The following is a 26,216-nucleotide window of genomic DNA, read 5'->3' as shown; positions in this document are numbered from 1 at the left end:
GCCGTGCACAATACACGGCGGCTTTTTTGTCTGTGCCTGGCCAGGGGTTAGCTAGGCTTCCAGAGGTACTTCCTTGTTTGTTAGCACTGCGGCGTTTGCAATCTGTGCACGCAGTGTTTTGGCAGCTTCAACCATGCGCGCCAGTGCGGCTTCTGTCTCTGGCCAGCGGCGGGTTTTTAAACCGCAGTCCGGGTTGACCCACAGGCGTTCAGCAGGAATTTCACGGGCGGCGCGCTTGAGTAAATTCACCATGGTTTGTACCTCGGGAACATTCGGTGAATGAATGTCATATACACCCGGGCCAATATCATTGGGATAATTAAATTGCTCGAAAGCCTGCAGTAATTCGCCATCGGAACGCGAGGTTTCAATGGTGATCACATCGGCATCCAGATCGGCAATGGCTTTAATAATGTCGTTGAATTCCGAATAGCACATATGGGTGTGAATTTGGGTTTCATCCTGCACCCCGCTGGCTGTGATACGGAAGGCTTTTACTGCCCAATCCAAATATTCTTTGCGATCTTTTTCGCGCAGCGGCAAGCCTTCGCGAATCGCTGGCTCGTCAATCTGGATCACTTGAATACCTGCACTTTCCAAATCGACAACTTCATCGCGCAGCGCCAATGCAATTTGCAGCGCGGTAGTTTCACGGGGTTGATCGTCGCGCACAAAAGACCAGAACAGCATGGTAATAGGGCCGGTAAGCATGCCTTTAACCGGTTTTTTGCTGAGCGATTGCGCGTAGCGTGCCCAGCTCACTGTAATAGGCGCAGGGCGTGATACATCGCCATAAATAATGGGCGGTTTTACACAGCGCGAACCATAACTTTGCACCCAACCATATTGGGTAAACGCATAGCCGTTTAGTTGCTCACCAAAGTATTCCACCATGTCATTGCGTTCTGCTTCGCCGTGTACCAGTACATCAATACCAAGCTGCTCTTGCTTGGCAATGCAATCTGCAATTTCCTGACGAATACGGTTTTCATATTCCACCGCATTAATTTTTCCTTGTTTGAATTCACTGCGCGTTTGGCGAATATGATCCGTCTGCGGGAATGAACCAATAGTAGTGGTAGGAAATGGTGGGAGTTGTAGCAGCGCTTGTTGTTTGGCAATACGTAGCGCAAATATCGAATCACGCCGTGCATGGTCAGGTGTAATTGCTTGCAAACGGGCTTGTACTTCAGTGTTGTGAATTTTTTTGGAGCTTAAGCGCGCTTGTGCGGCGGCACTGCTGTCTTCCAGGGCGGCTTGTGCGGTGGCATCTTCCGGGTTGGTAAGCAGGGTTTTCAGGGTCACAACTTCCTGCACTTTTTGTTTGGCAAACGCGAGCCAGCTTTTAATATCTTCCGGTAGTTTTTCTTCGCGTTCCACATTTACCGGCGAGTGCAGCAAGGAACAGGAGGGGGCAACCCACAAGCGATCGCCAATACGTTCCCGCGCCTGTTTTAACAGGGTGAGTGATTTTTCCAAATCATTGCGCCAAATATTGCGACCATCCACCACACCGATGGATAAGATTTTGTGGTCCTGCAAGTGATCAATCAGTGTGAGCACTTGTTCAGGGGCACGCACAGCATCGATATGTAATCCGGCAACCGGTAAATTGGCAGCGATGGGTAAATTATCGCCCAGTGTACCGAAATAGGTGGCAAGCAATACTTTTAGCTTGCTGTGTTGCAAGCGGTTATACACAGGTTCAAATGCGCGCTGCCATTTTTCCGGCAAATCCAGTACCAGAATAGGCTCATCAATTTGCACCCAGCTTGCGCCTGCTTGCGAGAGGGCGGTGAGCAATTGTTGGTAAGCGGGGAGGAGGTTATCCAGCAAGTCAAAACGATCAAAGGCAGCGCCTTTTTCCTTTCCCAGAAACAGGTAACTGAGTGGGCCGAGAATGACGGGTTTGACCTTGTGCCCCAGTGCAATTGCCTCGGCGGTTTCATCAATAATTTGGCGCCAGCTTAACTGGAAGGTTTGACCCGCATGGAACTCAGGCACCAGATAGTGATAGTTGGTATCGAACCACTTGGTCATATCCGATGCAGTGGTAGCTTGGCCTGTAGGTGCGCGGCCACGCGCGACGCGAAAGAGGGTATCCAAATCGATATCTTTGCAGGGCGCAGATGCCCATTCGCTTGGTTCATGGGCATTACTGTGGTGTGCACAGCAGGCTTGGTCGTCCTGTTTTTGTGGTGCAACCGTGGCCGTAGCGTTGTTGCGATGGCGTGCAGGAATATTGCCAAGAGTAGCTGACAGGGTAAGTACCTGATCGTACCAGGCAAAATCGCCAGTGGGGATCAAATCCACGCCCGCATCGGCTTGCAACTGCCAATGGGCCCTGCGCAGTTCGCGCCCCACTTGCTCAAGTTGGGTTTGATCTATCTCGCCGCGCCAATAGGCTTCCTGGGCTTTTTTGAGTTCGCGGTCACCGCCGATACGTGGAAACCCCAAATTATGGGTAGTCAGAGTCATAAGATAAATCCCATGTGATAAACAGAAATCAATTACTGACTTCCTGGTGTGGATTGGCATGGAATCATTCTGGATAAAACACCAATATGAATCAAACTGGTAATTTTCAGCTTAAACGTGAAAATTATTAATGTTATGCTGTGCAAATACCCGAGAAGACAACTGTCATTGGGCAGCATCGTCTGAAGGCGCTTAGGCTTTTCCAACTTACGAAGTAGATAACCATGATTGAAATCCGCCATTTAAAAACCCTTATCGCCTTGCGTGAGACCGGCAGTTTGGTTGAGGCGGCTGAGCGCTTATTTCTTACCCAATCGGCGCTTTCCCACCAGCTCAAGGAATTGGAATCACGGGTGGAGTGCGAATTGTTTATCCGTAAAAGCCGGCCATTGCGCTTTACCGAAGCGGGCAAACGGCTACTGCTGTTGGCTGAGGATGTCTTGGCCAGGGTCAGCGATGCGGAGCGCGACGTGAAAAAGCTGGTGCACGGTGAAGCAGGGCGCCTGTACATGGCGATTGAATGCCACAGCTGCTTTAACTGGCTGATGCCCACCATTGAGGTGTATCGCAACCAGTGGCCGGCGATAGAACTGGATTTTTCCGGCGGTTTTACCTTTGAACCCTTACCCGCTCTGGCGCAGGGTGACATAGATCTGGTGATCACCTCTGATCCGCAGGCGATAAAAGGGGTGGAATACGTGCCCCTGTTTGGCTACGAAATGCAAATAGCCGTGGCTAATGAGCATCCCTTGGCTGCCAAAAATTATTTGCAGCCGCAGGATCTGGCGGATCAAACCTTAATTAGCTACCCGGTAAGCCGCGATAGGTTGGATGTATTCACTCAATTTTTATTGCCTGCCGGCGTTGAACCTGCAGCTGTGCGTACCTCGGAACTTACCTTGATGATGGTGCAGCTTGTTGCCAGTGGTCGCGGTGTGTGCGCGCTGCCCAATTGGGTGGCGGCGGAGTATGTGGCCCAGGGCTTGATTAGCGTACGTTCTGCCGGGAAAAACGGCATTTGGCCGACGCTCTATGCCGCTGTGCGCGAGGAGTATTTGGCACTACCTTATGTGCAGGAATTTCTGGCGCTGGCCAAGGCCCATTGTTTGAAAAACCTGCGCGGCGTAACGTCACTGTGAGCCGGGTTATGATGGCTGTGGTTCGGTCATCGCCCTTGTTTGTAAAAATTGCAGGAATTGTGTGGCTGGTAAGGGGCGTGAAAAGAAATAACCCTGGCCAAAATCACACCCGCGTGAATACAAAAAGTAACGTTGGTGCTCTTCTTCGACTCCTTCACCCACAATGTGCATGGGAATAATTTTATTTAATCCAATGATTGCGTTGACCATTTCATCGTGTTCCTTGCCGGTGCCAATCAGGCTGACAAATGAACGGTCAATTTTTAAATATTGCGGTGCAAACCGCAAAATATAACTGAGTGATGAGTAGCCAATTCCAAAATCGTCCAGCGATATTTTTATTCCTCGGTTTTTTAACTCACAAATTTGTTTCAAGTTGTGTTCGGTGTTCTCCAGAAACATTTGCTCTGTAATTTCCAGGGTGATTTGCTCCCCGCGTAGTGCGTATTTTTCCAGTGTCTGTTCAAATTGTTGCACCAGATCCAACTGCATAAATTGCCGCGCCGAGATATTAATGGACATATTGATATTGAACCCCTGGGCTTTCCATTGCGCCAGTTGACGGCAGGCCTCGTTAATTACCCAGTTACCAATAGGCAGTATTAATGCGGTCTCTTGTGCATAAGGAATAAATTCGTCCGGCGCAACGCGTCCGCGCTGAGGGTGATTCCAGCGAATCAGCGCCTCGGCAGAGGCGACTTGGTTGGTGCCTAAATCAATCACCGGTTGGTAATGCAACTCGAATTCATGATTAATAATGGCTTTGCGTAAATCGGCATCTAACAGCAATCGTCCGTGTACATATTCAGTGAGTTCTTTACGGTACAGTTGATAGCAACCGCGGCCTCTCGCTTTGGCATCGTAGAGGGCACTGTCGGCATTGCGCAGCAGGGTTTTGGCATCGTCTCCATCTGTGGGGTAGAGCGCAATACCAAAGCTCATGCTCACGTGCACGCGATTTTTACCGAGCCGAATGGGTTTGTGAATTTTTTGTAATAACTTTTCTGCAACACAGACAACCGCTTCAAAGCGGGGTATGTCCGGTAGCAAAATGACAAATTCGTCGCCACCCAGTCTGCAAATAATATCTTCATGGCGCAGGGATTTTTGCAAGCGGCGCGCAATGGTTTTTAGCAATATGTCGCCCGCTTCATGCCCAAGGCCATCATTAATTTGTTTGAAGTGATCCAGATCGCCAAAAATAACCGCAAAGGGCGCCGCATTGCGGTGCGATTTTCGAATTAAAAATTCGATTTCCCGGTTCATTTTTTCGCGATTCCCAAGCCCGGTCAGGCTGTCAAAATGCGCGAGTTTCAGGAGTTGTTGTTCGTAGCGTTTGCGCTCGGATAAATCGTAAATTTGCAGTAAGTAACAAGGTTCGCCAGAGAATTCCTTGATGTAGGCCGCATTGATCATGGTGGGAATGTGGCTGCCGTCGCTGGTTTGACAGCGGGCTTCATACTGCGCGAAGAGCTGGTTGCCGCTGTAGAGCTTTTCCAGTTCAATCAGCGCGTTGGTAATGTCCTCGGCCGCAAATAAATCGCCAAATTTTTGCAGCGATTTGGGTGCTGCTGGTATTGCATCGGTTGTTGGTGTCGATAAATCATTGTTATAACCCAACAAATGGTGCAGCGCCGGATTGGTTTGAATAATCATGCCTTCCATATTGATCAATACCATGCCCAGTGGTGCGTAATCAAATGCAGCGTGAAATAATTGCTCGCTGTGCGCCAGGGCTTGGCGAGTAGATTCCATTTCGGTGACATCAGTATTGGTGCCTAACCAGCGGACCACATCGCCTTGTGCATTTTTTTGCGGCACGGCACGGGTATCAAACCAGCGATAAACCCCGTCGTAGCGACGAATACGGAATTTAACGAACATTTCCTCCGTGTCGGTGACAGCTTTTTGCCAGGTACGACAAAGATATTCGCGGTCGTCCGGGTGCACGGCATTTATCCAGTCACTGCCAATTTGCTTCTCTTGCGCAATCCCGGTGTAATCGCACCAGCGCTGGTTTAAATAATCGCATTCACCCTTGGGTGTGCAAGTCCATGCAAGGTGTGGCAAGCCTTCGGCAAGGTTGTGAACCCGCGCTTGATCTTCTTGTTCCAGGCGCGTTTTTTCGGCCCAGAGCAAGCTGGCGTCCAATGTGGAAATGAGCGTCTCTGCATCCAACTGGCGCTTGGAAATATAATCAAAGGCGCCTTCGCGCATAATGTCAGCAATAACGCGTTCGTCGCTATTGCCACTAATCATAATGACAGGTGTGGGGTAGGGTTTGTGGTGTTTAATGCTCAGTAGCAGGTCTGAGCCAAGCCCGTCGTGCAAGTGATAATCCAGGATTGCGCAATCAAAGGATTGTTGTTTCAACTGTTCGACAGCCTGTGAGCTTGACGCTGCATCGGAAATTGTCACATTGAGCGAGCTTTTGCGCAGTAAGCGTTTTATTTTTTCCAAATCAACATCATCGTCCTCGATAATGAGTAACGATACCGGTGGCATTGCAGTCGTTACTGGCATAGGCGTCGCTTATCCTGCTGCTGATGTTGGTTAATATAACGGTGAACTAATTGGGCAAGCTAATGGTTGAACGATAGCTCTCCAGTAGCGAGGCCAGTTTGGAAAATTGCGGACCCACAACGGATTTCACCATATAACCGGCAATATTTTCTTCGTAGGCGCGCATGCGATCCGATTCTGCATCGGAGGTGGTTAATACAAAAATCACGCTGCTGTGCAGTGTTTTGTCGCCGCGCACTTCGTGCAAAAATTCAAAACCATTCATGCGTGGCATGTTTAAATCCAGCAATACCAAATAGGGTTTTTCAATGCTCAGATGAGGGTGGGTTTCGCGTAGTATCTCCAGCGCCTCCATGCCATCACGCGCCAGAGTAATGGGAAAATCAACGGCATTTTTGCGCAGGCTGCGAACAACAGACTCGGCCGAAACGTCGTCATCATCCACCAGTAAAATATTTATTTTCTGCTCATTAATCATCGATATCTTTCCTCGAGAAACGCGGCCACCACACATGAAAACTACAGCCTGGTCGCTCACTGTTACTGATGAGTTCAATTTGTCCGCCGTGGCTTTCAGTCAATCGTTTTGCCAGGGCTAAACCTATTCCACTGCCTCCGTTATCGTTGCTGGTTAATGTTTGAAATAGGCGAAATACCCGCTCTTGGGCAATTTCAGGAATGCCGGGACCGTTGTCTGTGACTTTAAATAAACAGTAGCTACCACTGGACTCGGCGCTGATGACTATTTCAGGTGTGGTGCCATGGTGGTGTTTCAGTGCATTGCTAAACAGGTTGCGCAATACCGTTTCCAGCGGTGTTTTGGCGGCAAAAATTTCATTGATGCGTATATCTTGCTTGATGGTGAAGCCCGCAGGAACAGGATGCATCTCAATAATATTGCTGATCAGCTCGGGCACATTTACTGCGCTCGATTCTTTATGGCGCCGACCGGCGCGGGCGTAAAGCAGCAGATCTTCAATCAAGCGCTCCATGCGCCCGATGCGAATTTTAATGCGGCCAATATTATTGAGCACAGGTTCTGGAGTGTCAGTGCCCAAGTCTTCGCCAATCCATTCCACTAAATCGGCAATACCGCGCAGGGGAGATTTCAAATCGTGGGAGGCGACATAGGTAAACTCTTCCAGGTGAGCATTCGCCTGTTTCAAGTTGAGTTCCAGCCGTTTTCTTTCAGAGATATCCGTGACAACCGCCAGCGTCATTTTCCCTGCATCACTATCTACCGGACTCAGTCCGATCTCGATTGGAATTTCTGTGCCATTTTTATGCCTGCCCGTTAAATCGCGACCAAGTCCCATAGCGCGGAGTGACGGTTTTTGGGCATAACCATCGCGCAATTTTTGATGGCCTTCGCGATAGCGTTCTGGCAATAAAATATCCATGGACTTGCCCAGCAGTTCAGTTTTTTCATATCCGAACACGGCTAACAAGCTGGGGTTGATAAGTTGGATGATGCCCTTGTCATCGACCAGAAGTTGGCCATAGGGAGACGCGTCTATAACAGCGGACAATCGCTCCTCAAGTTGTTTGCGTCGGGTGATGTTGACAATGGTGGCCACCACAAAGCGCTCGCCATCGGCAATCAGTGGGCGCAGGCCAATTTCCAGCGGAAATTCGGTATGGTCTTTGCGTTTGCCATAAAGGTCGCGACCAGCGCCCATATAGCGGGTAGAGGGTTGCTGCAAATAACTTTGACGCAACTGGGCGTGATCGCCACTGAAGCGATCCGGCAATAATAGTTCGATATTCTGGTTAATTAACTCTGCGCGCGAATAACCAAACAAACGTCCGGCTTCTTCATTGATATAGCTGATTCTGCCATCCTGGCGGCTGACAATAATGCCTGCGGGAACGGCATCCAATAGCTCCCGGGTAAAGTCGCTGCCGGATTCTTGTGTTTCATCCTGAGTGAGCATTGGCACTCCGCTTCCTGATTGTCACTAACACAACGTGGTTTCAGAACAGAGTATAGGTGTCGACTGACGGCGGCGGCGCTGGCCGACTTAAAAAATTGAATTTTTTAAGAGTCTTTAAGCATAAAAAATATTTTTGATAATAAGTTTGAGTGGAGTAGGTGAGAGGCACAAATAAAAACGCCAGCATGATGCTGGCGTTCGGTGGCTATGCTGTGATGTTTATGCCAATGCTTTCAATGCAGCGTCATAGTTTGGTTCGTGAGCCACTTCGCTAACCAGTTCGGTATGGAGCACTTTTCCATCGGTACCCACAACTACCACTGCGCGTGCAGTCAAGCCGGTCAGAGGGCCATCAACCAGTTTTACGCCGTAGTCACCCGCGAAGGTGGAGCGGAAGGCGGAGGCAGGGATAACTTTATCAAGGCCTTCGGCGCCGCAAAAGCGAGCCAAGGCAAACGGTAAATCCTGTGAGGCACAAACCACAACGGTGTTTTCCAATGCGCTGGCTTGTGCATTAAATGTACGCACAGATTGTGCACAAGTGGGTGTGTCCACACTGGGGAAAATATTTAATACAACACGCTTGCCAGCCAAATCTGCCAGCGACACTTCCGATAAATCTGTTTTAACCAATTTAAAGTCCGGAGCTTTGCTGCCAGCTGCAGGCAGATTACCGTTTGTATTAAATGGGTTCCCTTTGAGGGTCACTGTTGCCATAAATAATGCTCCTGAACGTTAGGTGTGTTTGATTAGTAAAAACGTTGATCAAGCCTAGTTGATAGTGGCGCAAAAGGGAATTGTCATTCACGCGACAAAGCTAAAAACTTGCAAAAAAATGGTGCCTGATTTTTATACGACCTTGAATATCCCATAAGGTTTTTGCGATTAAGACGAAAATTGCGCCTTGCATTGCGCGGACAAACTGATGATAATGCGCGCCTCTTGCGTAGCCGCCATCGGCGAGCGAATGGCGCAAGCTGCTATGGTGATCTAACCGGTCCCCTCGCAATAATGATCTGTAAACCCCGCCAGGCCCGGAAGGGAGCAACGGTAGCAGTAAGTTATGTGCCGGGGTGTGGCTGGTTAGGTTGCCACCCAATTCCCCCCTCTGTTTTCTTTCGTAGTTGTTTCTAACAATCAATTCCAATGCAGTCCTACTTGTCGTGTTGCCTTATGCGCTCGGATCGCCTGTGCTTGCCCTTGGTTGGTGTCTATTTCTGGCGTTGGCAGCTATAATCGCGCCCTGTTTTTGGCGCGCCAGGCAAATTGAAAGGCGCAGCCAGCACACTTTATATACAGAGAGCAACAATCGGCATGAGCTATCAAGTTCTGGCGCGCAAGTGGCGCCCGCGTGTGTTCCGGGAGATGGTCGGGCAGGAGCATGTCCTGCAGGCTTTGATTAATGCGCTGGACCATAATCGCTTGCACCACGCTTATCTGTTTACCGGCACCCGCGGTGTGGGTAAAACCACTATTGCGCGGATTCTTGCCAAATGCCTCAACTGCGAAACCGGTGTCAGCTCTGAACCCTGTGGTCAATGCGCCAGTTGCCGTGAAATTGCCGAAGGCCGCTTTGTTGATTTGATTGAAGTGGATGCGGCCTCACGCACCAAGGTCGAAGACACCCGCGAACTACTTGAAAATGTGCAGTACGCACCGACCCGTGGCCGTTACAAGGTCTACCTGATCGACGAAGTGCATATGCTCTCCAACAGCAGCTTCAATGCCTTGCTGAAAACCTTGGAAGAACCTCCACCCCATGTAAAATTTTTGCTGGCGACGACCGACCCGCAAAAATTGCCGATGACCATTCTGTCGCGCTGTTTGCAGTTCAACCTCAAGAATATGAACCCCGAGCGCATCGTTCAGCATTTAAAGTTTGTGTTGAATGAGGAGTTGGTTCCCTTTGAAGAATCAGCGCTTTGGCATCTGGGGCGCGCTGCCGATGGCAGTATGCGCGATGCGATGAGTTTGACCGATCAGGCTATCGCCTACGGATCGGGCAAAATTACTGAAGCGGAAGTCAGTGCCATGCTAGGCACTATCGACCAAACGGCGGTGTACGACATAGTGAACGCGCTGGCATCGCTGGATGGTCGCGCGGTATTGGCAGCGGTTGAGCGCATGTCGGAGCAGGCGCCGGATTACGCCAGTGCCATTGCTGAAATGTTGGCGGTTTTACACCGGATCGCCATTGCCCAGGCCTTGCCGGAAGCGGTGGACAACAGTCATGGCGATCGCGAGCGCATCATGCAGCTTGCCCAGCAATTGCCCTCGGAAGATGTGCAGTTGTTTTATCAAACCGCCTTGTTGGGACGCCGCGACTTGCCCCTTGCACCGGATCCTCGCGCCGGGTTTGAAATGGTTTTACTGCGCATGTTGGCGTTCAAACCGCAGGGTGTTATTGAAATGCCGACCCAGGCATTGCCGCAGACCAATACTCCCTTAAAAGCACAGGTAGCGGCACCCGCTATTCAAACGTCATCGCCTCAGGCGCAGCCTCAAGCTCAACCCCAGCCTGTCGCCCCTCCTGTAGCAGCAGTTGAGCCAGTGACTACACCGCCCACGCCAGAGGCGGTGGTGACTAGAGCGCCTGTGAGCGATGCCCAAGAGGCACCAGTTACGCCACAGGTCACTACGCCTGTGGTTGAACAGCCTCCAGCGACAGTCGCGAATGCGGCGGCGATATCTGAGCCACCGCCCTATGACGCCTCTTATGAAAATGTGCCTGACGACGAATATGCAGAATACGCACAGGCGCCAGCCTATTACGAAATGCCGTCAGCGGAGCCGGTTACCGAGGTAATCGAACCAAAAAAGCCTGAGGCGGCCACGCCGCCGATTGACCTGGTGGCACCAGTCCCAATGGAAAGTAATGTCGCTGCTGTTACTCCGCGCCCGGCAGCAAAAGCGCTACGTAAAGTACCCTATGAGCAAGCCGGCCCGGCGGATTGGACGGAAATTTACCTGGGCTTGGGTGTGACCGGTATTCTGCAAAGTACAGTGGCTAACTGCCAAATGGTGAAGCGCCAGGGAAATGAGTTCTTTTTTGTGTTGGATGAAGCCAACAGTACGCTTTATGACGTGAGCCATGAAAAGCGCTTGGCCGATTTGCTGGGCGATTATTTTGTCGAACCGGTAGTTGTTCGTATCCAGTTGGGACAAGTGACCGCAGAAACGCCTTCAATGATGGCAATTCGCTTGCGCGAAGAGCGGTTGCAGGATGCCATCCATGCGATCAAAAACGACCCTATAGTGCAGCAGTTAATCGCCCAGTTCGGTGCGACATTGCGTGAAGAAACCATACAGCCCGTTAATTGATACCGTTGATTGCTGATAATGAATCGACGCACTATTCACTGATTTAATGAAGAGAGGACGCTATGCAAGGTCTAGGCGATTTGATGAAACAAGCGCAGCAAATGCAAGCCAATATGCAGAAAATGCAAGAGGATTTGGCGAAAGCTGAAGTCAAAGGTGAGGCTGGCGCCGGTTTGGTTTCTGTGGTGATGAATGGTCGTCACGACGTCAAGCGCGTACACATTGATGACAGCTTGATGACGGAAGACAAAGAAATGCTGGAAGATTTACTGGCCGCTGCCGTTAACGATGCTGTGCGCAAAGTGGAAACACAAAGTCGCGAGCAAATGGCCAAAATGACCGCCGGTATGGGCATCCCGCCTGATTTTAAAATGCCATTCTAATTCGCTACTGATCGAGTAATTTTATGTTCAGCCCTTTAATCGACGAGCTGATGGCATCTTTGCGCTGCTTGCCCGGTGTCGGTCCAAAATCCGCACAGCGTATGGCCTTGCACCTGTTGGAGCGAGATCGCGCTGGTGCCGAGCGTCTTGCGCTGAGTTTGCACAAAGCTGTTGAAGGTGTTGGCCGCTGCCAACGCTGTCGTACCCTGACCGAGCAAACTCACTGCGGTATTTGCGCCAATAATCGACGCGATAATAGCTTGCTGTGTGTGGTTGAAACGCCAGGTGATGTCCTGGCTATCGAACAGGCGGGAACCTATCAGGGCAAATATTTTGTACTGCTTGGGCATTTATCGCCCATCGATGGTATTGGGCCGGAAGATATAGGCGTTGATCAATTAATTAACTTGTTGCAACAAGAGCCCATCACCGAAGTTATTCTGGCGACCAATCCCACAGTAGAAGGCGAGGCGACAGCCTACTACATCAGTGAGCGCGCCAAAAACCTGAATGTGACAGTCTCGCGTATTGCCCACGGTGTACCACTGGGGGGCGAGCTGGAGTTCATTGATGGCGGTACGCTTGCCCACGCTTTTTCCTCTCGTAGAAGTTTGTAATTTTAATGCTGATTCCCACCGAACCTATCTGGATTGATCAAGACGATCAACTCGCTGAATTGTGCGCCTGCTGGCAACAGCAAGCGGCGCTGGCGATTGATACCGAATTCATGCGTAGCGATACCTTTTATCCCATTGCCGGGTTGCTACAAATTGGCGATGGCAAGGGCTGCTATTTAATTGATCCGCTGACGATTAGCGATCTGGAACCCTTGCGCGCCTTGATGCTTAACCCGGCAGTGACCAAAGTATTGCACTCCTGCTCGGAAGATATGGAAGTGTTCCAGCGCTGGTTGGGCGTTGTGCCATCCCCTTTATTTGATACCCAGATTGCGGCGGCCTTTGCTGGATTGGGTTTTGGTTTGGGTTACGCCAATCTGGTTAAAAGCCTGCTCGCCATTGAGATTCCCAAAGAGGAAACCCGCTCGGATTGGCTACAGCGTCCGCTCAGTGCGGCGCAATTAAAGTATGCCGCACTCGATGTTGCCCACATGTTGATTGTGTACGGCAAATTGCTGCAATTGCTCAAAACCAGTGAGCGCTTGGCCTGGGTAAAAAGTGACTGTGCCGATGTAGTGACAAATGCTCGCAAGGCCGATGATTTTAGTGATGCCTACCAAAAGGTGGCATTTGCCTGGAAATTGCGCGAACAGGAATTGTTGATTTTAAAAGCACTGTGTATTTGGCGCGAAACCGAAGCGCGCGCACGGGATATCCCACGCAATCGTCTGATCAAAGAACCATCGCTGTGGGAAATTGCGCGCAAAAGAATTCAGGATGCCTCACAACTGCAGCGGGTACCGGATATCCCTTCGCGCACACTGAAAAATGATAGTGACACGCTATTGTCTATTGTGGCCGAGGCATTGGACCTTGATGCTTCTGCGTGGCCCGCGCGCCTCGACCCGCCTTTGGCGCAAAGCGAGGGGCCGCTGATGAAAGCCTTGAAAAATTATGTGCGTGAATTTGCTGAGCAGGCGCAGCTACCGCCAGAAGTATTGATTCGTAAAAAAGATTATGAGCAGTTAGTGCGTTCCGGTATGAATGGGGGCGAGTATCGCTTGCCCGAACGCTTGCTAGGCTGGCGTTACGATTTGATCGGCGAGGGGTTGTTGCGCATTGTCCAGCAGCAAAATGCGCCCTTGCAAAACCTTCAACAACAGGGTGAATCCCAGTGAAAATTATTTGTGAAATTTACCGCAGCTCCAGGGAAGAGGGCATGTATCTCTATGTGATAAAGGAAGAGGGCTTAAGCAAGGTGCCAGAGGATTTGTTGAAATTGTTTGGCAAACCCCAGCAGGCAATGGTGTTGCTGCTGACGCCAGGTAAAAAACTGGCTCATGCCTCGGTTGAAAAGGTGGCTGAAAGTTTGGAGACCCAGGGATTTTATTTGCAATTGCCCCCTCGCCATGATCGTGACCCGGAAGCCGAGCGCTTGCGCGCACTGAATTCCAAACTGGCCGGGCAGTAGCCCGGTTACTTTTCTGCCTGGAAAGGCGATTTACTCAAACAGGCTATTGATTCGGATTGCTCATGGCACAACAGGTTTTTTGGCAGCGTAAAACATTGCAGGATATGTCCGCCGAGGAGTTTGAATCCCTCTGCGACGGTTGCGGTAAATGTTGTCTGCACAAACTGGAAGACGAAGACACTGGTGATGTTTATTACACCAAGGTTGCCTGTCGCTATTTGGATCATGACACCTGCCGCTGTCAGGAATACACTGATCGTCAGCAATTGGTAGAAGCCTGTGCTGTGCTTACACCAGATAGCGTCAAAGAGACCTACTGGCTGCCGGAAACCTGTGCTTATCGGCTTATCGCCGAGGGTATACCGCTGTTTGATTGGCACCCATTGGTGTCTGGTGACCCGGATTCGGTGCACAAGGCCGGTGTGTCGGTGGCGGGGCGTGTAGTGCATGAGCGGGATGTAAATCCTGAGGATTTTGAAGATTATGTTATTCGCTGGGTTAATTAATCGGCTGCGGCCAGTCGTGGTGAGCCGGAAGGAGGCTTTCTCGTGGAAAATATGACTGATTATCAATATGCCTGGACGCTGTACCTGATAGGTGCGACAGGTTGCGTGTTGGCGGCATGGTTGCTGTTTCGCCGTTTTGGTCGCGCAGTAACACATTTTTTTGTGATTACTGCGGCGGTGGTACTCTTCACTCCCTATGCGATTGATGCAGAAACCATGACCATGGCACCTGCTGTTTATACATTGTTGTTTGGTTTTATGGATGGTGGTTTTACCAGCATCAAACCCGTGTTGAAATTGATGCTGGGCTTATGGGGTGGTGTTTTAATTCTCTCGCTCATTTATCAGTTACTGACACGCAATCGCCACATGGCGGATTACGATGTGCCGGAAACTCACCATCAACAGTCGCGCCGATCATCCCGTAAGCAATCTTATATTGAGGATGACGAACCGGACTTTGATTACACAGCGCAAGCCCGTCGCACTAATAGCAGCAGAGGGTTGAGCCGGGAAGAGCGTATTGCGCGCGACGAGTTGCTGCGTGAGGAGCCAATCAGGGCAATCCGTTAAAGCAGCCTGATTCTTGAGCCACTTGTATAAAAGCCAGCCTCAGCGCTGGCTTTTTTGCATTTATTAATAGCCTTTTTACGTAGACGATTTTTTCATAAATGGCGAATCGGGGCTGAGCTGCTATAACTAATGGCAATATCGCCAGAAAAAGGCTTATGCAGGCTGGCGAAAGTGGATTTTTTTGTGGTGGAAATGCTCATGCGACAGGTTATTTATTATTTATTGGCGGGATGCCTGCTGGTATCTGCGGTGTGTGGTGCCAGTGAAATTGCTGCGCCCAAACCGGCGGATGTGCGGGTTGTGATTGATATATCCGGCAGCATGAAAAAAACGGATCCCAATAATTTGCGCAAACCGGCAGTGGATCTGATTGTGCGCTTGCTACCTGATCAAAGTAAGGCCGGCCTTTGGACATTTGGGCAATCGGTCAACATGTTGGTGCCGCATCGTGTAGTGGATGCTCCTTGGCGTACAGAGGGTGCAGCCAAAGCGAATGCCATTAATTCGGTGGCCCTGTTTACCAATATTGGGGCTGCCCTTGAAACTGCCGCGGCAGATTACGCAACCCCCTCGAGTGATTACCGCCGCAATGTGATTTTGTTGACCGACGGTGTTGTAGACATCAGCAAAGAAGCTGTCGTTAACCTGAATGAGCGCAAGCGTATACTCACAGAGTTATTGCCGCGCTTAAAAAGCTCGGATTACCGCATTCACACCATCGCACTCTCTGCCGATGCGGATCAGGAACTGATGAAAAAATTATCCATCGCAACCGATGGGATTTTTGAAGTAGCTGAAACGGCCGATGAATTGATGGCGACCTTTTTGCGCATTTTTGATCAAGCCGTTCCTGCAGAGCGTGTGCCGCTTGATGAGAATGGGTTTTTGGTCGATAGCAGTATCAAAGAATTTACCGCGCTGATTTTCCGCCGCGCCGAAGTACCAGCAACCGTGATTATTGCCCCCGATGGTAAAGAGTATTCAGCGACCGATCCGGCCAACAACGTCAATTGGTATCGCACCGACAAATATGACCTGATCACAGTCCAGCAACCGGTGGCAGGGCAGTGGAAAGTAAAAACAGAAATGGCACCGGGCAGCCGTGTGACGGTAGTGAGTAATTTGCAGCTAGTGGTTCAGCCTCTCAGCAGCAACATTAAACGCAATCAAACCATGGATCTTGCCTATTCATTTATCGCCAACAATGAAACTGTCACCAACAGTGATTTTCTGAGCTTGTTAACGGGTGAAGTATTTATAACACCTGCGGATAGCCTGGAAACCAAAACCCGTGCCCTGACAAAGCCAGCGGCGGAAAACGGCATTTTTGCGGATCAATTGGATGGTTTTAGTGCTCAAGGTGCATACGACATTAAGGTGCTGATTGATGGTAAAACCTTCAAGCGCGAGTTTGTGCATCGCGTTAATGTCAGCGACTCCGCATTCCAGTTGGAGAGACGCATCGACCAAGTCGGCGATAAAAAAACCTATGTCTATAAATTAAGTGCGGATCTCGAAGTGGTTGATGTAGCTACGACCAAAGTGATCGCTAGCATTAAAAACTCCCGCGACAACAATCTGGAGCGAGAGTTGAATGCAATTGAAAAATCCCATTGGGAATTTTCGTTCGCACCTGTAGAAACTGCACGCTATAACATTTCCATGCAGGTATCGGGCAAACAGCTTGATGGTAGCCCTTTGAGTGAAGTGATCGCGCTGGATGATTTTTTCTACCCCGACGAAGCGGCGGTAACGGGCGCAGTTTCTTCGGCTGTTTCCCATGCGGCTGAGTCATCGTCTTCAAGCAGTGAAGAGGCTCCTGTAGCCGCTGAACCACCCGCTGCAGAGGAAAAATCAAACTTGTGGCTTTACATCGCTATTGCAGTCGCCAATCTCTTGGTTCTCGCACTTGGCTTTGTTGCCTATCGGGTTATTGCCGGTAAAGGCAGCCGCTCAGAACTGGATGAAATGGAAAAAACCTTAAACCTTTCACCTGAGGAGCTCAAAAAAGCGGCGGCGAAAGAGGGTAGCAAAGACACTCAACCAGTGATCGATGTTGCCAATGAAGCGGCAGCGCCTATTCCCATGGAAGATGGCACCACGATGGGCGATGCACCCGGCATGGACCTCTCAATGCCCGATGACCTGATGGCTGACAACCTGTTTCCATTGGATAATATGGACGACGATAGCAACAAAGATAAAACCTGATGGCTGTACATAATGTTTCAGTGGCTGTAGTAGCTGATTATATTGTTTGCCCCGAGCCTGCCGCTCGCCACGCTCTGGTGGATCGTTTTTATCGCAGCCTGGGTTACAAAGTAAAAATTGCCGCCAGTGAGTCAGTCTACGCTGTGTACACAGCAACATCACAAGGCTTACCGGTGGAGATGGTGGCCGCACTGCGCCTTGTACCACAAGCATCCGGCCATTTTTGGCTGCGCAATTTACTGGTGGCCAAGGATCAGCGCGGGCAGGGCGTGGCAACATTGCTGATGCAGTATCTGTTACCGCAGATTCATCCTCAGGGCTGCTATTGCTTTGCCTTGCCGCATTTGGAGCAGTTTTACCTGCGTCTCGGATTCAGTTTGCAACCCAAGCATTGCCCGGCAGATATCCAGCAAAAATATGAACAATATCGCGCCCGTGGGCGGGATTGGTTGTTAATGGGATATATAACGGAAACGGCGTGTCTAATCTCATGATTGCTATATTTGACAATATGCACCATAGGCAAAAGCTACTGGTGAACCTTGTTATTAGTATCTATCTTACAAACACATGCACTCCTGTGAGCGAGTGTTTCAGACGCACACAGGTAAGGCACTCGATTCAAAAACGCGTTAAAAGGAGCCTCTATGAATATTGATATCGGAATTTCCCAGGCAAACCGCGAGGAAATTGCACAGGGTTTATCCAGGCTGTTGGCCGACACTTATACCCTCTACCTGAAAACCCACAACTTTCATTGGAATGTAACTGGCCCTATGTTTCAAACCTTGCACTTGATGTTTGAAACCCAATACAACGAGTTAGCGCTGGCGGTAGATTTGATTGCCGAACGTATTCGCTCATTGGGTTTTCCGGCGCCGGGCACTTACAAGCAATATGCCCAATTGAGCAGCATCAAAGAGGAAGAAGGTATTCCCGCCGCCAAAGATATGATTCGCTTGTTGGTGGAAGGTCAGGAAGCAGTGGTACGCACCGCGCGTTCGCTGTACCCCTCAGTTGAGGTGGCAAGTGATGAAGCAACCGCAGACTTGCTTACCCAGCGTATCCAATTGCATGAAAAAACGGCTTGGATGTTACGTAGTTTGCTGGAGTGATGCGTTCTGTCGTTCTCTTCCCAAAAACCCGGCTTGCCGGGTTTTTTTATCACTGAATCCCGGCCAAAAAACGCCCCAGGTTTTATCTTCACCCTATTGTTACCTGTGTCGGCCCCAAATAGGTAACGAAAATTAGTGGCACTCAAATCGTTGTTTATTTTTTTAACTATTTGATTTTATTTGTCTTTTTGTGTGTTCGCGTAAAAATCCCCAACTCGAACTTCCCACCTTGGGCAGCGCTGGTTAACTCGGACGCCCAATTTTTTCGAACGCGTAATTATAGCCTCGCGTGAATGTCACTTTGGCACCTAACGCAACAAAAAAAGACTAGTGAGTAACTGGCACAGGGTCCTGTGCTTTTGCAGTGACCACGACGAGCGGCAAGTTACGATAACAATAACGGTTCGAGGATTATGCTCATGCAAACCCCAATCAACTTTAAAAGAAAAATCATTGCTAGCGCTATTGCAAGCTATGCCTTGGCAGGCTTCACTGGCGCCGCTATGGCGCAAGACAATGGGTTAGAAGAGGTCATCGTTACAGGTATTAAGGGCAGCTTGCAGCGTGCGATGGATATCAAGCGCGAAGCGGTCGGTGTTGTGGATGCTATTTCTGCCGAGGATATCGGTAAGATGCCCGACTCTAACCTTGCAGAATCCTTACAACGTATCCCTGGTGTATCCATTGATCGTGTGAACGGTGAAGGCAGTAAAGTGACTGTCCGTGGTTTGGGCAGCGGCTACAACCTGGTGACTCTGAACAGCCGTCAAATGCCGGCGTCCTCCTTTGGTACCAGCCGTTCATTTGAATTTTCTAACTTAGCCTCTGAAGGTATTTCAGGTGTTGAAGTTTTCAAAAGCGGCCGTGCAGATGTTCAGTCCGGTGGCATGGGGGCATTAATCAACATTTTGACTCCTCGTCCGCTGAGTAGCCCAGGCTTGAAAGCCGTTGTTTCAGCTAAGGCCGTTAGCGACCAATCCTCTGTCATTGAAGAGGGCATAACTCCGGAAATTTCCGGGTTGTTCAGCAATACCTTCGCTGATGACAAAATTGGCGTTTCTTTGACCGGTAGTTATCAGGATCGTAACAGTGGCAACCGCCAGTCACAGGTGAGTGGTTGGTTTACTCATGCGGCTGATAAGCCAATAGGTGATTGGGACGACTTACCATCCAGTTATACAGATGTGCCGGTAAATAGAAGTCGTTCACTTCCTTCCGAGATTATGTATCGTGTTAATGAAGTAAACCGCAAGCGCACCAACGCTCAGTTGACTATTCAGTACCAACCAGTAGAAAGGCTGACGGTAACGGCTGATTACCTCTACGTTAATCAGGAGCGTGAAGAAAACAACTTTGGTACTGGCCTTTGGTTTACCCGCCCTAACGATGGTTCTCTCGAAATCGAATGGAGCGATACCAATCCTGCCTATCCACTTTCTTACACCGAAGTCGCAAAGACGAAAGAGCTTAACTATGTTATCAACCACAATCAGGCTAAGTCTGACCTTAAGTCAGCCGGTTTGAATGTAAAGTGGGAAGCTACCGATAACTTGGTGGTGGAATTTGATGCACACAACTCAGACTCATACTCTGGCCCTAACGGTAAGTGGGGCGGCAATAACCAGTTCCACTTCGGTATTATCGATGACTACAAGGTAAGTGTTGATTTCACCAAGAAATATCCGCTTATGCAGTTCGAGTATGCTGATGGTCGTGATGACGTTGTACCGGATGTTTCCCGTATGCAGTTGACCAACAATATTTTCCGCGTACAAGATCAGGACTCAGGTGTTGACGAGTACCAATTAAAAGGTACCTATACCTTTGACGACAGCTTTATAGACAACATTAAAGCAGGCGTAGGCACTAACGAAATCACCAACAAATATTATTTCCTTGGTCTTCAACAGCAAAACCAAGGCACTTGGGGTGGTGTTCAGGGTAAAAATGGTATTGGTGATATTCCACAGTACTACTGGATTGTTGACAGGCTGACCAACTACTTTGATAACAAAGAGTTCAGTAGCCCTTACTTCCAAAACACGATTGTTCGCGCTAACTGGGATGAGTTGTTGGACGTTAGTGCAAGGCTCTATGGCTCTGATACTGGCCCTTGTCCAAAAGCCTATTGCACTACCCGAGACAACGCCAGGGCGAACGACGGGCTGAACGATGACCTTACCATAGAAACCACTGACTTTGCTTACGTGCAGTTTGGCTTCAAGCCAGAGATTGCGGGCATGCCAGCTAATGTGGCAGTCGGTGTGCGTTATGAAACTACCGATGTTGAATCGTCTCAGTATGTGTCTGCTTATCTGCCTCTTGCGAATTGGGAGGGGGGTAACGAATATAACTTGACGCCTGCTGGTAGCGAGTACGGTTTCTCCACTGGTAGCTATTCAAAAACCCTACCGAACCTCGATTTTGATATTGCTTTGACGGATGATATCAAAGCGCGTGCGTCGGTCAGCAAAACTATCGCGCGTGCTGACTTTGCCGATTTGAGAGGTGGCTTCAACTGGAATGCCGCGCCGCGTAGCAGTGAAGTAACTGGCTCATCCGGTAACCCAAACCTGAAACCAATGGAGTCAACCAACTTTGATATATCAGCAGAATGGTACTACTCAGATTCCAGCTATGTATCCTTAGGTTACTTCAAAAAAGACGTTGCTGACTTCATTGGTGGTTCTGCTCCGGAAGAGGGGTCAACAGCGGATCTGCCGGGTGGTATATCCGAGCCTTTCCGAACGCCTTTCGGTGGTGCGCGTTGGAATGAGGCTCTTGCAGCCCTTGGTGGTACTGCCACACCCCCACAAATCTCCGAGTGGATTCGTGCCAACCGTCCTGAATGGGTAAATGAGAAGGGTCATATTCCAGCGGTTGCAGGTGATCCAATCCTAAACTACGAGATAAGCCGACCGATTAACAACGAAGATGCTTCTATCGATGGTATTGAAATTGCGTGGCAGCATACTTTTGGTGAGTCTGGCTTTGGCTTCCAGGCAAATGCGACTTTAGTGGATTCAGATACCAAGTTTGACAATGCGTCCACTGGAGCGCAGTTTGCTGTTTATGGTTTGAGTGACTCTGCTAACTTTATTGGTTTCTATGATAAAGATGGTTTGCAGGCCCGTCTTGCTTACAACTGGCGCGATGATTTCTTGAATGGTTACGCAGGTTATACCGAAGCCTACGGACAGTTGGATGCCAGTGTAAGCTACGACATCACTGACAACCTGACGGTATCTATGGAAGCGTTGAACTTGACTGACGAAGATACTCGTACCTATGTACGTGATACGGGCATGACGTCTAGCTACATCGAAACCGGTGCTCGTTACAATGTGGGCGTTCGTTACAGCTTCTAATTTTATTAGTTGTTGTAGTTGATTGTTTCGGCAAGTAAAAAGCCGCTGGAAACAGCGGCTTTTTTAACCTGTTTTCCCTAATGTTGTTTTTGTTCATGCTGCTTTCCAATAAAATTATTACTCGCCAATAAAAATTATTAGAAGTTCTATAGGTCGTTTATGGCTGATCATGTAACCCGGGTTGTAATAGTGGGCGGAGGCTCTGCAGGTTGGTTGGCTGCGGGCATTATTGCGGCAACAAGCCCAAACCATGTCCAGGTAAGTCTCATAGAATCACCAGATGTTGCTCCTATCGGTGTGGGCGAGGGCACTTGGCCTACCATGCGTGCAACTTTGCAATCAATGGGGATATCGGAAACGGATTTTTTTCGCGAATGCGATGCCAGTTTCAAGCAAGGCTCCAAGTTTTCCCGCTGGACTAGCTTGTCAAAAGACGATGATTACTATCATCCATTTACGCTGCCAGCCAAATACCATGAAATAAATCTCGCGCCTTTTTGGTTGCCTTTCAAAGAAAAAATTCCCTTTGCAAGTGCAGTTTGCCCCCAGGCGGCTGTGTGCGATTTGGGATATGCCCCTAAACAAATCACTTCGCCAGAGTTTAGTGCTGTATTAAATTATGGATACCATTTGGACGCAGGAAAGTTTGCGCCATTTTTGCATAAACACTGTGTAGAAAAGCTAGGTGTTAACTACATTAGTGCAAACGTCACCGTCATCAATTCCCATGAAAATGGTGACATCAGGTCAGTCAATACAGATACCCAAGGTGAAGTGGTGGGTGATCTGTTTGTAGATTGCACTGGATTGTCGTCAATGCTGCTTGGTCAGCATTACAAAGTTCCATTTGTCTCGCAACAACATGTTCTCTTTAATGATTCTGCCCTTGCAGTCCAAATTCCTTATATTGAAAATGCAGATGCGATTGCATCGCACACTTTATCCACTGCACAAACCAACGGATGGATTTGGGATATAGGTTTGCAGTCCCGCCGCGGCATTGGTCATGTTTTTTCCAGCCGCTATACTACAGATGAGCTTGCTGAGCGTGAGTTGCGCAATTACATCGCCCCTTCAGTCGGTGAAAAAATGGCAGAAGAATTGTCTGTCAGAAAAATTTCATTTAACCCCGGCCATAGAGACACATTCTGGCATAAAAATTGTGTGGCGATTGGTTTGGCGGCTGGCTTTATTGAACCATTGGAAGCGACCGCACTAGTATTGATTGAAATCTCTGCAAAAATGATCGCAGAACAATTTCCTGTCAATCGCAGCACTATGGATATTGTTGCCAAACGTTTCAACAATACCTTAGGGCATCATTGGAGACGAATCATTGATTTTCTAAAACTGCATTATGTGCTAACAAAGCGTACTGACACAGAATACTGGCGAGATAATTGTCTTGCTGGCACTATTCCCGATAGCTTGCAAGAATTATTGGCTTTGTGGAAGGTGCAATCTCCGTGGTTGCATGATGAAATGCGACGTGAGGAAATGTTTCCTTCAGCCAGCTACCAATATGTTTATTATGGTATGAGGGGCATGACGGAGTCCGCAGGTGTAGATAGATATGCTCTTGGTGGAAAGCCGTTGTGCGATAGGAAATTAAGAAAAGCTGAAGCCTTGTTTATGGAAAATGCCCAGCACATTCAGCAACTGAGAAAAATATTGCAACCTAATCGCGAACTGATAGAAAAAATAAAGCTGTATGGTTTGCAGACTATTTAAGCGTGAATATCACAATATTGGAGATGCTTTCTCCAGGAGACACTATGCCAAATTTTGCTTTATTGAATAATGTTGATCATAGAAATATGCGTGTTATTCGTGATTATTCGTCGCAGTATGGCGATAATGAAATTTCTGTGGTGACCTTTCCCCAGGAGTTTCGTGCAATCCAAAATGAATACCCTATTTTTCTCAAGAAAAATGCTGAAACAGGGAAGTTTATTCCTGTTGCGCTCATGGGGTTGCGCCAAAATGAAAATGTGTTTTTGTCCGAAGCGGGGTGGGATGCACAATATATTCCTGCATCTGTTAAAAGGCGTCCATTTTTAATTGGTGTTCAACCACCTAAGCCGGGCGAGGGGGAGCAGCCAAGTCGGTTAGTGTATGTTGATATGGATAGCCCGCGCCTTAGTGAAGTTGCTGGCGACCCAGTATTTCTGCCTCATGGTGGCTATTCCCCGTATTTGGAAACAATGGTGGAGTTATTAGAGTACATCCAATATGGCACAGAATTAAATGAGCAATTTGTCGACATGTTATTAGCAAGTGAACTGCTTGAAGTGGTTGCATTAGAGATTACATTAAAGAGTGGTGAGCAAAATAATCTTGCAGGCCTCTATACCATTAATGAAGATAAGTTAAACGGTTTGGGGGGCAGTGCAGTAGCAGAATTGCATGCTAAAGGTTTTTTAGAATGCATTTATATGATATTGGCCTCCCATGCGAATGTCCTCAAGCTAATTGCCCGTGTTGAGGCAAGGCTATCTGCTCAGTAAATTGCTTGCATTATTTCAAAAAAATAAAGCTATTTAATGTCAGTCGCCCAATAATCGGGTTGGGTCGGAACTGGAAGTTTTCTGGAATTGAGGCAGAATGTAATAGATCGCTGGGATACATAATCAAGCGGTTGAAGCTGGCCTCATATCTGCCAATTTCTTCGTAGTATCGGTTTGAGCCATTAATGTATTTTTTATGCCAGCTCGTATCCAGCGCTTCTATTTCAAGATGTTCGCCGTAAATATCCATTCGCTCGGGTGAAAGTTGCTCAAAGCCAGTTGCTCTATGGCGATAAAAAGATGTGCCCCCCTTATCTGGTGTGCAAAGATAATGTACACAAGCGAGTTTTTCTTTATGGATCGTATCAACATGTGGTCTTGATTGCGGAAGTGCCAATCGTGACGGTGGAGTTAGTATCAGTGAATAGGTCGATAAAGAGTAATTTATATTTTCCCGGTTGAGATTAAATGCCTCACATATAAGATCTGGCAAATAAGTTTGCAATGCGTAGCTATAAAATTCCGGTGCATTGGACTGTATTCCGGGGTAGAACTCTGTTCCGTCGCGAAACTCGCCAAACTTCACCGCAAAACCGAGCAAGGCTTCTGCTTCATGTAAAAAATTATCAATCACCAATACGGGTGTTTTTTCATTGCCGATAATGTCAATGCGATAACGGAATTGCGGGTGTAATGGTGGGCAAAAGTTGTTGCTAGTCATGATAGTAAACCATTCATTTTTCTCTTATGGATTATTGCGGATTTCGTGATGAACTTCTATAAATAAGATTGGTTTATAAAGCAAACAGACTGTTTTCTTGGAGTGCAGATAAAGTTTCAAGGGTGTTGATCCTGCCCTTTTCATCTACTACAAATAGTCTTGCCCGCTGTTCCTTGGTCCTTGGGTTAGATGATCTATATCAATTGTATTTGGCGGATATTAGTGGTCAAATTCGCTGTACTCTTACAATAATCGCGGTTGATAAAACGGCTTATCAGCCCCTAACAGCCTGTTGTGACTCACAAGAAGAATTGATCATGCTAGACATTCCAACACGAGTGAAAGAAGTGCAGGGCATAGACCCTCAGAATATTCCGGCAGAACTACTCAGCACTAACGAGCCTCTGGTGCTCAAGGGCGTGGCGCGTGACTGGCCTTTGACGCAGGCCGGGTTGCGCTCTCATGAAGAGGCCGATGCTTATTTGCGTGCGTTTTATGATGGTAAAACCGTGGGAACCTTTTTAGGTGCTCCCGAAAATAATGGGCACTATTTTTATAATCAGGAGATGACCGCACTGAATTACGCATCAGAGCGTGTGCGTCTGGATCAGGTGCTGGACAAGTTGCTTGAGCATAAAGATGATGAGCAACCCCCCACGTTTTATGTGGGATCTACCACCGTAGATGTCTGTTTGCCGGGCTTTCGCGCGCAGAATGATGTAACCATCCCCATGGACAAGGACCCGCTGGTCAGTATTTGGATTGGCAACAAATCACGTATTTCCTGCCATTTTGATGCACCAGATAACCTCGCTTGCAGCGTGGTTGGTAAACGCCGCTTCACTATTTTCCCGCCAGAGCAGGTGGATAATTTGTATCCCGGCCCCTTGGATTTTAACCCTGCCGGTCAGCAAATCAGTCTGGTCGATTTTGCCAACCCTGACTTTGAGAAGTTCCCGCGTTTTCGTGACGCCATTGCCGCTGCGCAGGTTGCCGAGCTGGAGCCGGGGGATGCGCTGTATCTGCCCAGCATGTGGTGGCACCACATTGAAGGGCTGAGTCCATTTAACATCCTGGTGAACTATTGGTGGCGTACCTCCCCCGACTTTGTTGGCCCGGCGGTGAATGTTCTGAGGCATGCGATATTGGGCATTCGCGATTTACCCGAGCGTGAAAAAGCGGCGTGGAAGGCATTGTTCGACTTTTATATTTTTGGCGATAGCGACCGCCCGCGCGAAAATATTCCTCCTGCTGCGCAAGGCCTTTTAGCACCGCTGGATGATATGAAGTCCCGGCAATTGCGCGCTTGGTTGATCAATCGTTTGAATCGTTAATAGCCCCCGCTGTAT

General features: G+C 48.8%; 21 protein-coding genes and 1 other RNA gene. 16 read left to right on the top strand and 6 right to left on the bottom strand.

Annotation, left to right across the window (positions count from 1 at the left end):
- Nucleotides 1-51 precede the first annotated feature (51 nt).
- On the bottom strand, nt 52-2,478 hold the full coding sequence (gene metE, locus B0D95_RS05990) for a 5-methyltetrahydropteroyltriglutamate--homocysteine S-methyltransferase (protein WP_078043045.1): 2,427 nt from the start codon (nt 2,476-2,478) through the stop codon (nt 52-54).
- Between the two features lie 224 nt (nt 2,479-2,702).
- Between metE and B0D95_RS05985 the strand changes: the two genes are divergently transcribed.
- Nucleotides 2,703-3,617, top strand: coding sequence for a LysR family transcriptional regulator (locus tag B0D95_RS05985; protein WP_078043044.1), 915 nt, complete (start codon nt 2,703-2,705; stop codon nt 3,615-3,617).
- 6 nt (nt 3,618-3,623) lie between these two features.
- On the opposite strand, the gene B0D95_RS05980 is transcribed toward B0D95_RS05985, so the two are convergent.
- The 4 genes from B0D95_RS05980 to tpx all read right to left on the bottom strand — a co-directional run bounded on the left by B0D95_RS05980 (nt 3,624) and on the right by tpx (nt 8,791).
- Entirely contained in the window at nt 3,624-6,140 is a 2,517-nt protein-coding gene (locus B0D95_RS05980; protein ID WP_078043043.1) for an EAL domain-containing protein, read from the bottom strand.
- 46 nt (nt 6,141-6,186) lie between these two features.
- Complete coding sequence (locus B0D95_RS05975) at nt 6,187-6,618, bottom strand: response regulator (protein WP_078043042.1); 432 nt, start codon at nt 6,616-6,618, stop codon at nt 6,187-6,189.
- On the bottom strand, nt 6,611-8,074 hold the full coding sequence (locus tag B0D95_RS05970) for a PAS domain S-box protein (RefSeq protein WP_078043041.1): 1,464 nt from the start codon (nt 8,072-8,074) through the stop codon (nt 6,611-6,613). Before B0D95_RS05970 ends, B0D95_RS05975 begins: the two co-directional genes overlap by 8 nt.
- A gap of 219 nt (nt 8,075-8,293) precedes the next feature.
- The gene (gene tpx, locus B0D95_RS05965) at nt 8,294-8,791 is read right to left on the bottom strand and encodes a thiol peroxidase (protein WP_078043040.1); all 498 of its coding nucleotides are present in this window, start codon (nt 8,789-8,791) and stop codon (nt 8,294-8,296) included.
- Nucleotides 8,792-9,066: 275 nt separating this feature from the next.
- On the opposite strand from tpx, the gene ffs reads away from it, so the two are divergent.
- The 14 genes from ffs to B0D95_RS05895 all read left to right on the top strand — a co-directional run bounded on the left by ffs (nt 9,067) and on the right by B0D95_RS05895 (nt 24,146).
- An RNA gene (gene ffs, locus B0D95_RS05960) (signal recognition particle sRNA small type) lies at nt 9,067-9,162 on the top strand.
- Between the two features lie 226 nt (nt 9,163-9,388).
- On the top strand, nt 9,389-11,395 hold the full coding sequence (dnaX, locus tag B0D95_RS05955; protein ID WP_078043039.1) for a DNA polymerase III subunit gamma/tau: 2,007 nt from the start codon (nt 9,389-9,391) through the stop codon (nt 11,393-11,395).
- Nucleotides 11,396-11,457: 62 nt separating this feature from the next.
- Nucleotides 11,458-11,778, top strand: a complete 321-nt coding sequence (locus B0D95_RS05950; RefSeq protein ID WP_078043038.1) for a YbaB/EbfC family nucleoid-associated protein — start codon at nt 11,458-11,460, stop codon at nt 11,776-11,778.
- Between the two features lie 23 nt (nt 11,779-11,801).
- A complete protein-coding gene (gene recR, locus B0D95_RS05945; RefSeq protein ID WP_078043037.1) occupies nt 11,802-12,395 on the top strand; it encodes a recombination mediator RecR in 594 nt (197 codons plus the stop codon).
- A gap of 5 nt (nt 12,396-12,400) precedes the next feature.
- Nucleotides 12,401-13,573: a ribonuclease D gene (rnd, locus tag B0D95_RS05940; RefSeq protein WP_078043036.1), complete on the top strand. Its 1,173-nt coding sequence runs from the start codon at nt 12,401-12,403 to the stop codon at nt 13,571-13,573.
- Nucleotides 13,570-13,866 (top strand): YcgL domain-containing protein, encoded by a 297-nt coding sequence (locus B0D95_RS05935; RefSeq protein ID WP_078043035.1) that lies wholly within the window; start codon nt 13,570-13,572, stop codon nt 13,864-13,866. Before rnd ends, B0D95_RS05935 begins: the two co-directional genes overlap by 4 nt.
- Nucleotides 13,867-13,928: 62 nt before the next feature.
- Complete coding sequence (locus B0D95_RS05930; protein ID WP_078043034.1) at nt 13,929-14,372, top strand: YcgN family cysteine cluster protein; 444 nt, start codon at nt 13,929-13,931, stop codon at nt 14,370-14,372.
- A 51-nt stretch (nt 14,373-14,423) separates the two neighbouring features.
- The gene (locus B0D95_RS05925) at nt 14,424-14,945 is read left to right on the top strand and encodes a hypothetical protein (RefSeq protein WP_244904611.1); all 522 of its coding nucleotides are present in this window, start codon (nt 14,424-14,426) and stop codon (nt 14,943-14,945) included.
- Between the two features lie 198 nt (nt 14,946-15,143).
- On the top strand, nt 15,144-17,156 hold the full coding sequence (locus B0D95_RS05920) for a vWA domain-containing protein (protein ID WP_246841739.1): 2,013 nt from the start codon (nt 15,144-15,146) through the stop codon (nt 17,154-17,156).
- Nucleotides 17,156-17,650 carry a GNAT family N-acetyltransferase gene (locus B0D95_RS05915; RefSeq protein WP_078043032.1) on the top strand — a complete coding sequence of 165 codons (495 nt, stop codon included), beginning with the start codon at nt 17,156-17,158 and terminating at the stop codon, nt 17,648-17,650. Before B0D95_RS05920 ends, B0D95_RS05915 begins: the two co-directional genes overlap by 1 nt.
- A gap of 153 nt (nt 17,651-17,803) precedes the next feature.
- A complete protein-coding gene (locus tag B0D95_RS05910) occupies nt 17,804-18,271 on the top strand; it encodes a Dps family protein (protein WP_078043031.1) in 468 nt (155 codons plus the stop codon).
- A 419-nt stretch (nt 18,272-18,690) separates the two neighbouring features.
- Nucleotides 18,691-21,639: a TonB-dependent receptor gene (locus B0D95_RS05905; RefSeq protein ID WP_168172408.1), complete on the top strand. Its 2,949-nt coding sequence runs from the start codon at nt 18,691-18,693 to the stop codon at nt 21,637-21,639.
- 159 nt (nt 21,640-21,798) lie between these two features.
- Nucleotides 21,799-23,370 (top strand): tryptophan halogenase family protein, encoded by a 1,572-nt coding sequence (locus B0D95_RS05900; RefSeq protein ID WP_078043029.1) that lies wholly within the window; start codon nt 21,799-21,801, stop codon nt 23,368-23,370.
- A 44-nt stretch (nt 23,371-23,414) separates the two neighbouring features.
- A complete protein-coding gene (locus tag B0D95_RS05895; RefSeq protein WP_168172407.1) occupies nt 23,415-24,146 on the top strand; it encodes a SapC family protein in 732 nt (243 codons plus the stop codon).
- A 10-nt stretch (nt 24,147-24,156) separates the two neighbouring features.
- Here B0D95_RS05895 and B0D95_RS05890 read toward each other — a convergent pair whose 3' ends face one another.
- Nucleotides 24,157-24,867 carry a DUF6445 family protein gene (locus tag B0D95_RS05890; RefSeq protein ID WP_078043027.1) on the bottom strand — a complete coding sequence of 237 codons (711 nt, stop codon included), beginning with the start codon at nt 24,865-24,867 and terminating at the stop codon, nt 24,157-24,159.
- 317 nt (nt 24,868-25,184) lie between these two features.
- Between B0D95_RS05890 and B0D95_RS05885 the strand changes: the two genes are divergently transcribed.
- Nucleotides 25,185-26,201 carry a cupin-like domain-containing protein gene (locus tag B0D95_RS05885; protein WP_078043026.1) on the top strand — a complete coding sequence of 339 codons (1,017 nt, stop codon included), beginning with the start codon at nt 25,185-25,187 and terminating at the stop codon, nt 26,199-26,201.
- Nucleotides 26,202-26,216 lie beyond the last annotated feature (15 nt).

Origin of the sequence: Cellvibrio sp. PSBB023, from assembly GCF_002007605.1 — a bacterium.
Lineage (GTDB): Bacteria > Pseudomonadota > Gammaproteobacteria > Pseudomonadales > Cellvibrionaceae > Cellvibrio.
This window is presented reverse-complemented; position numbering and strand designations above follow the sequence as displayed.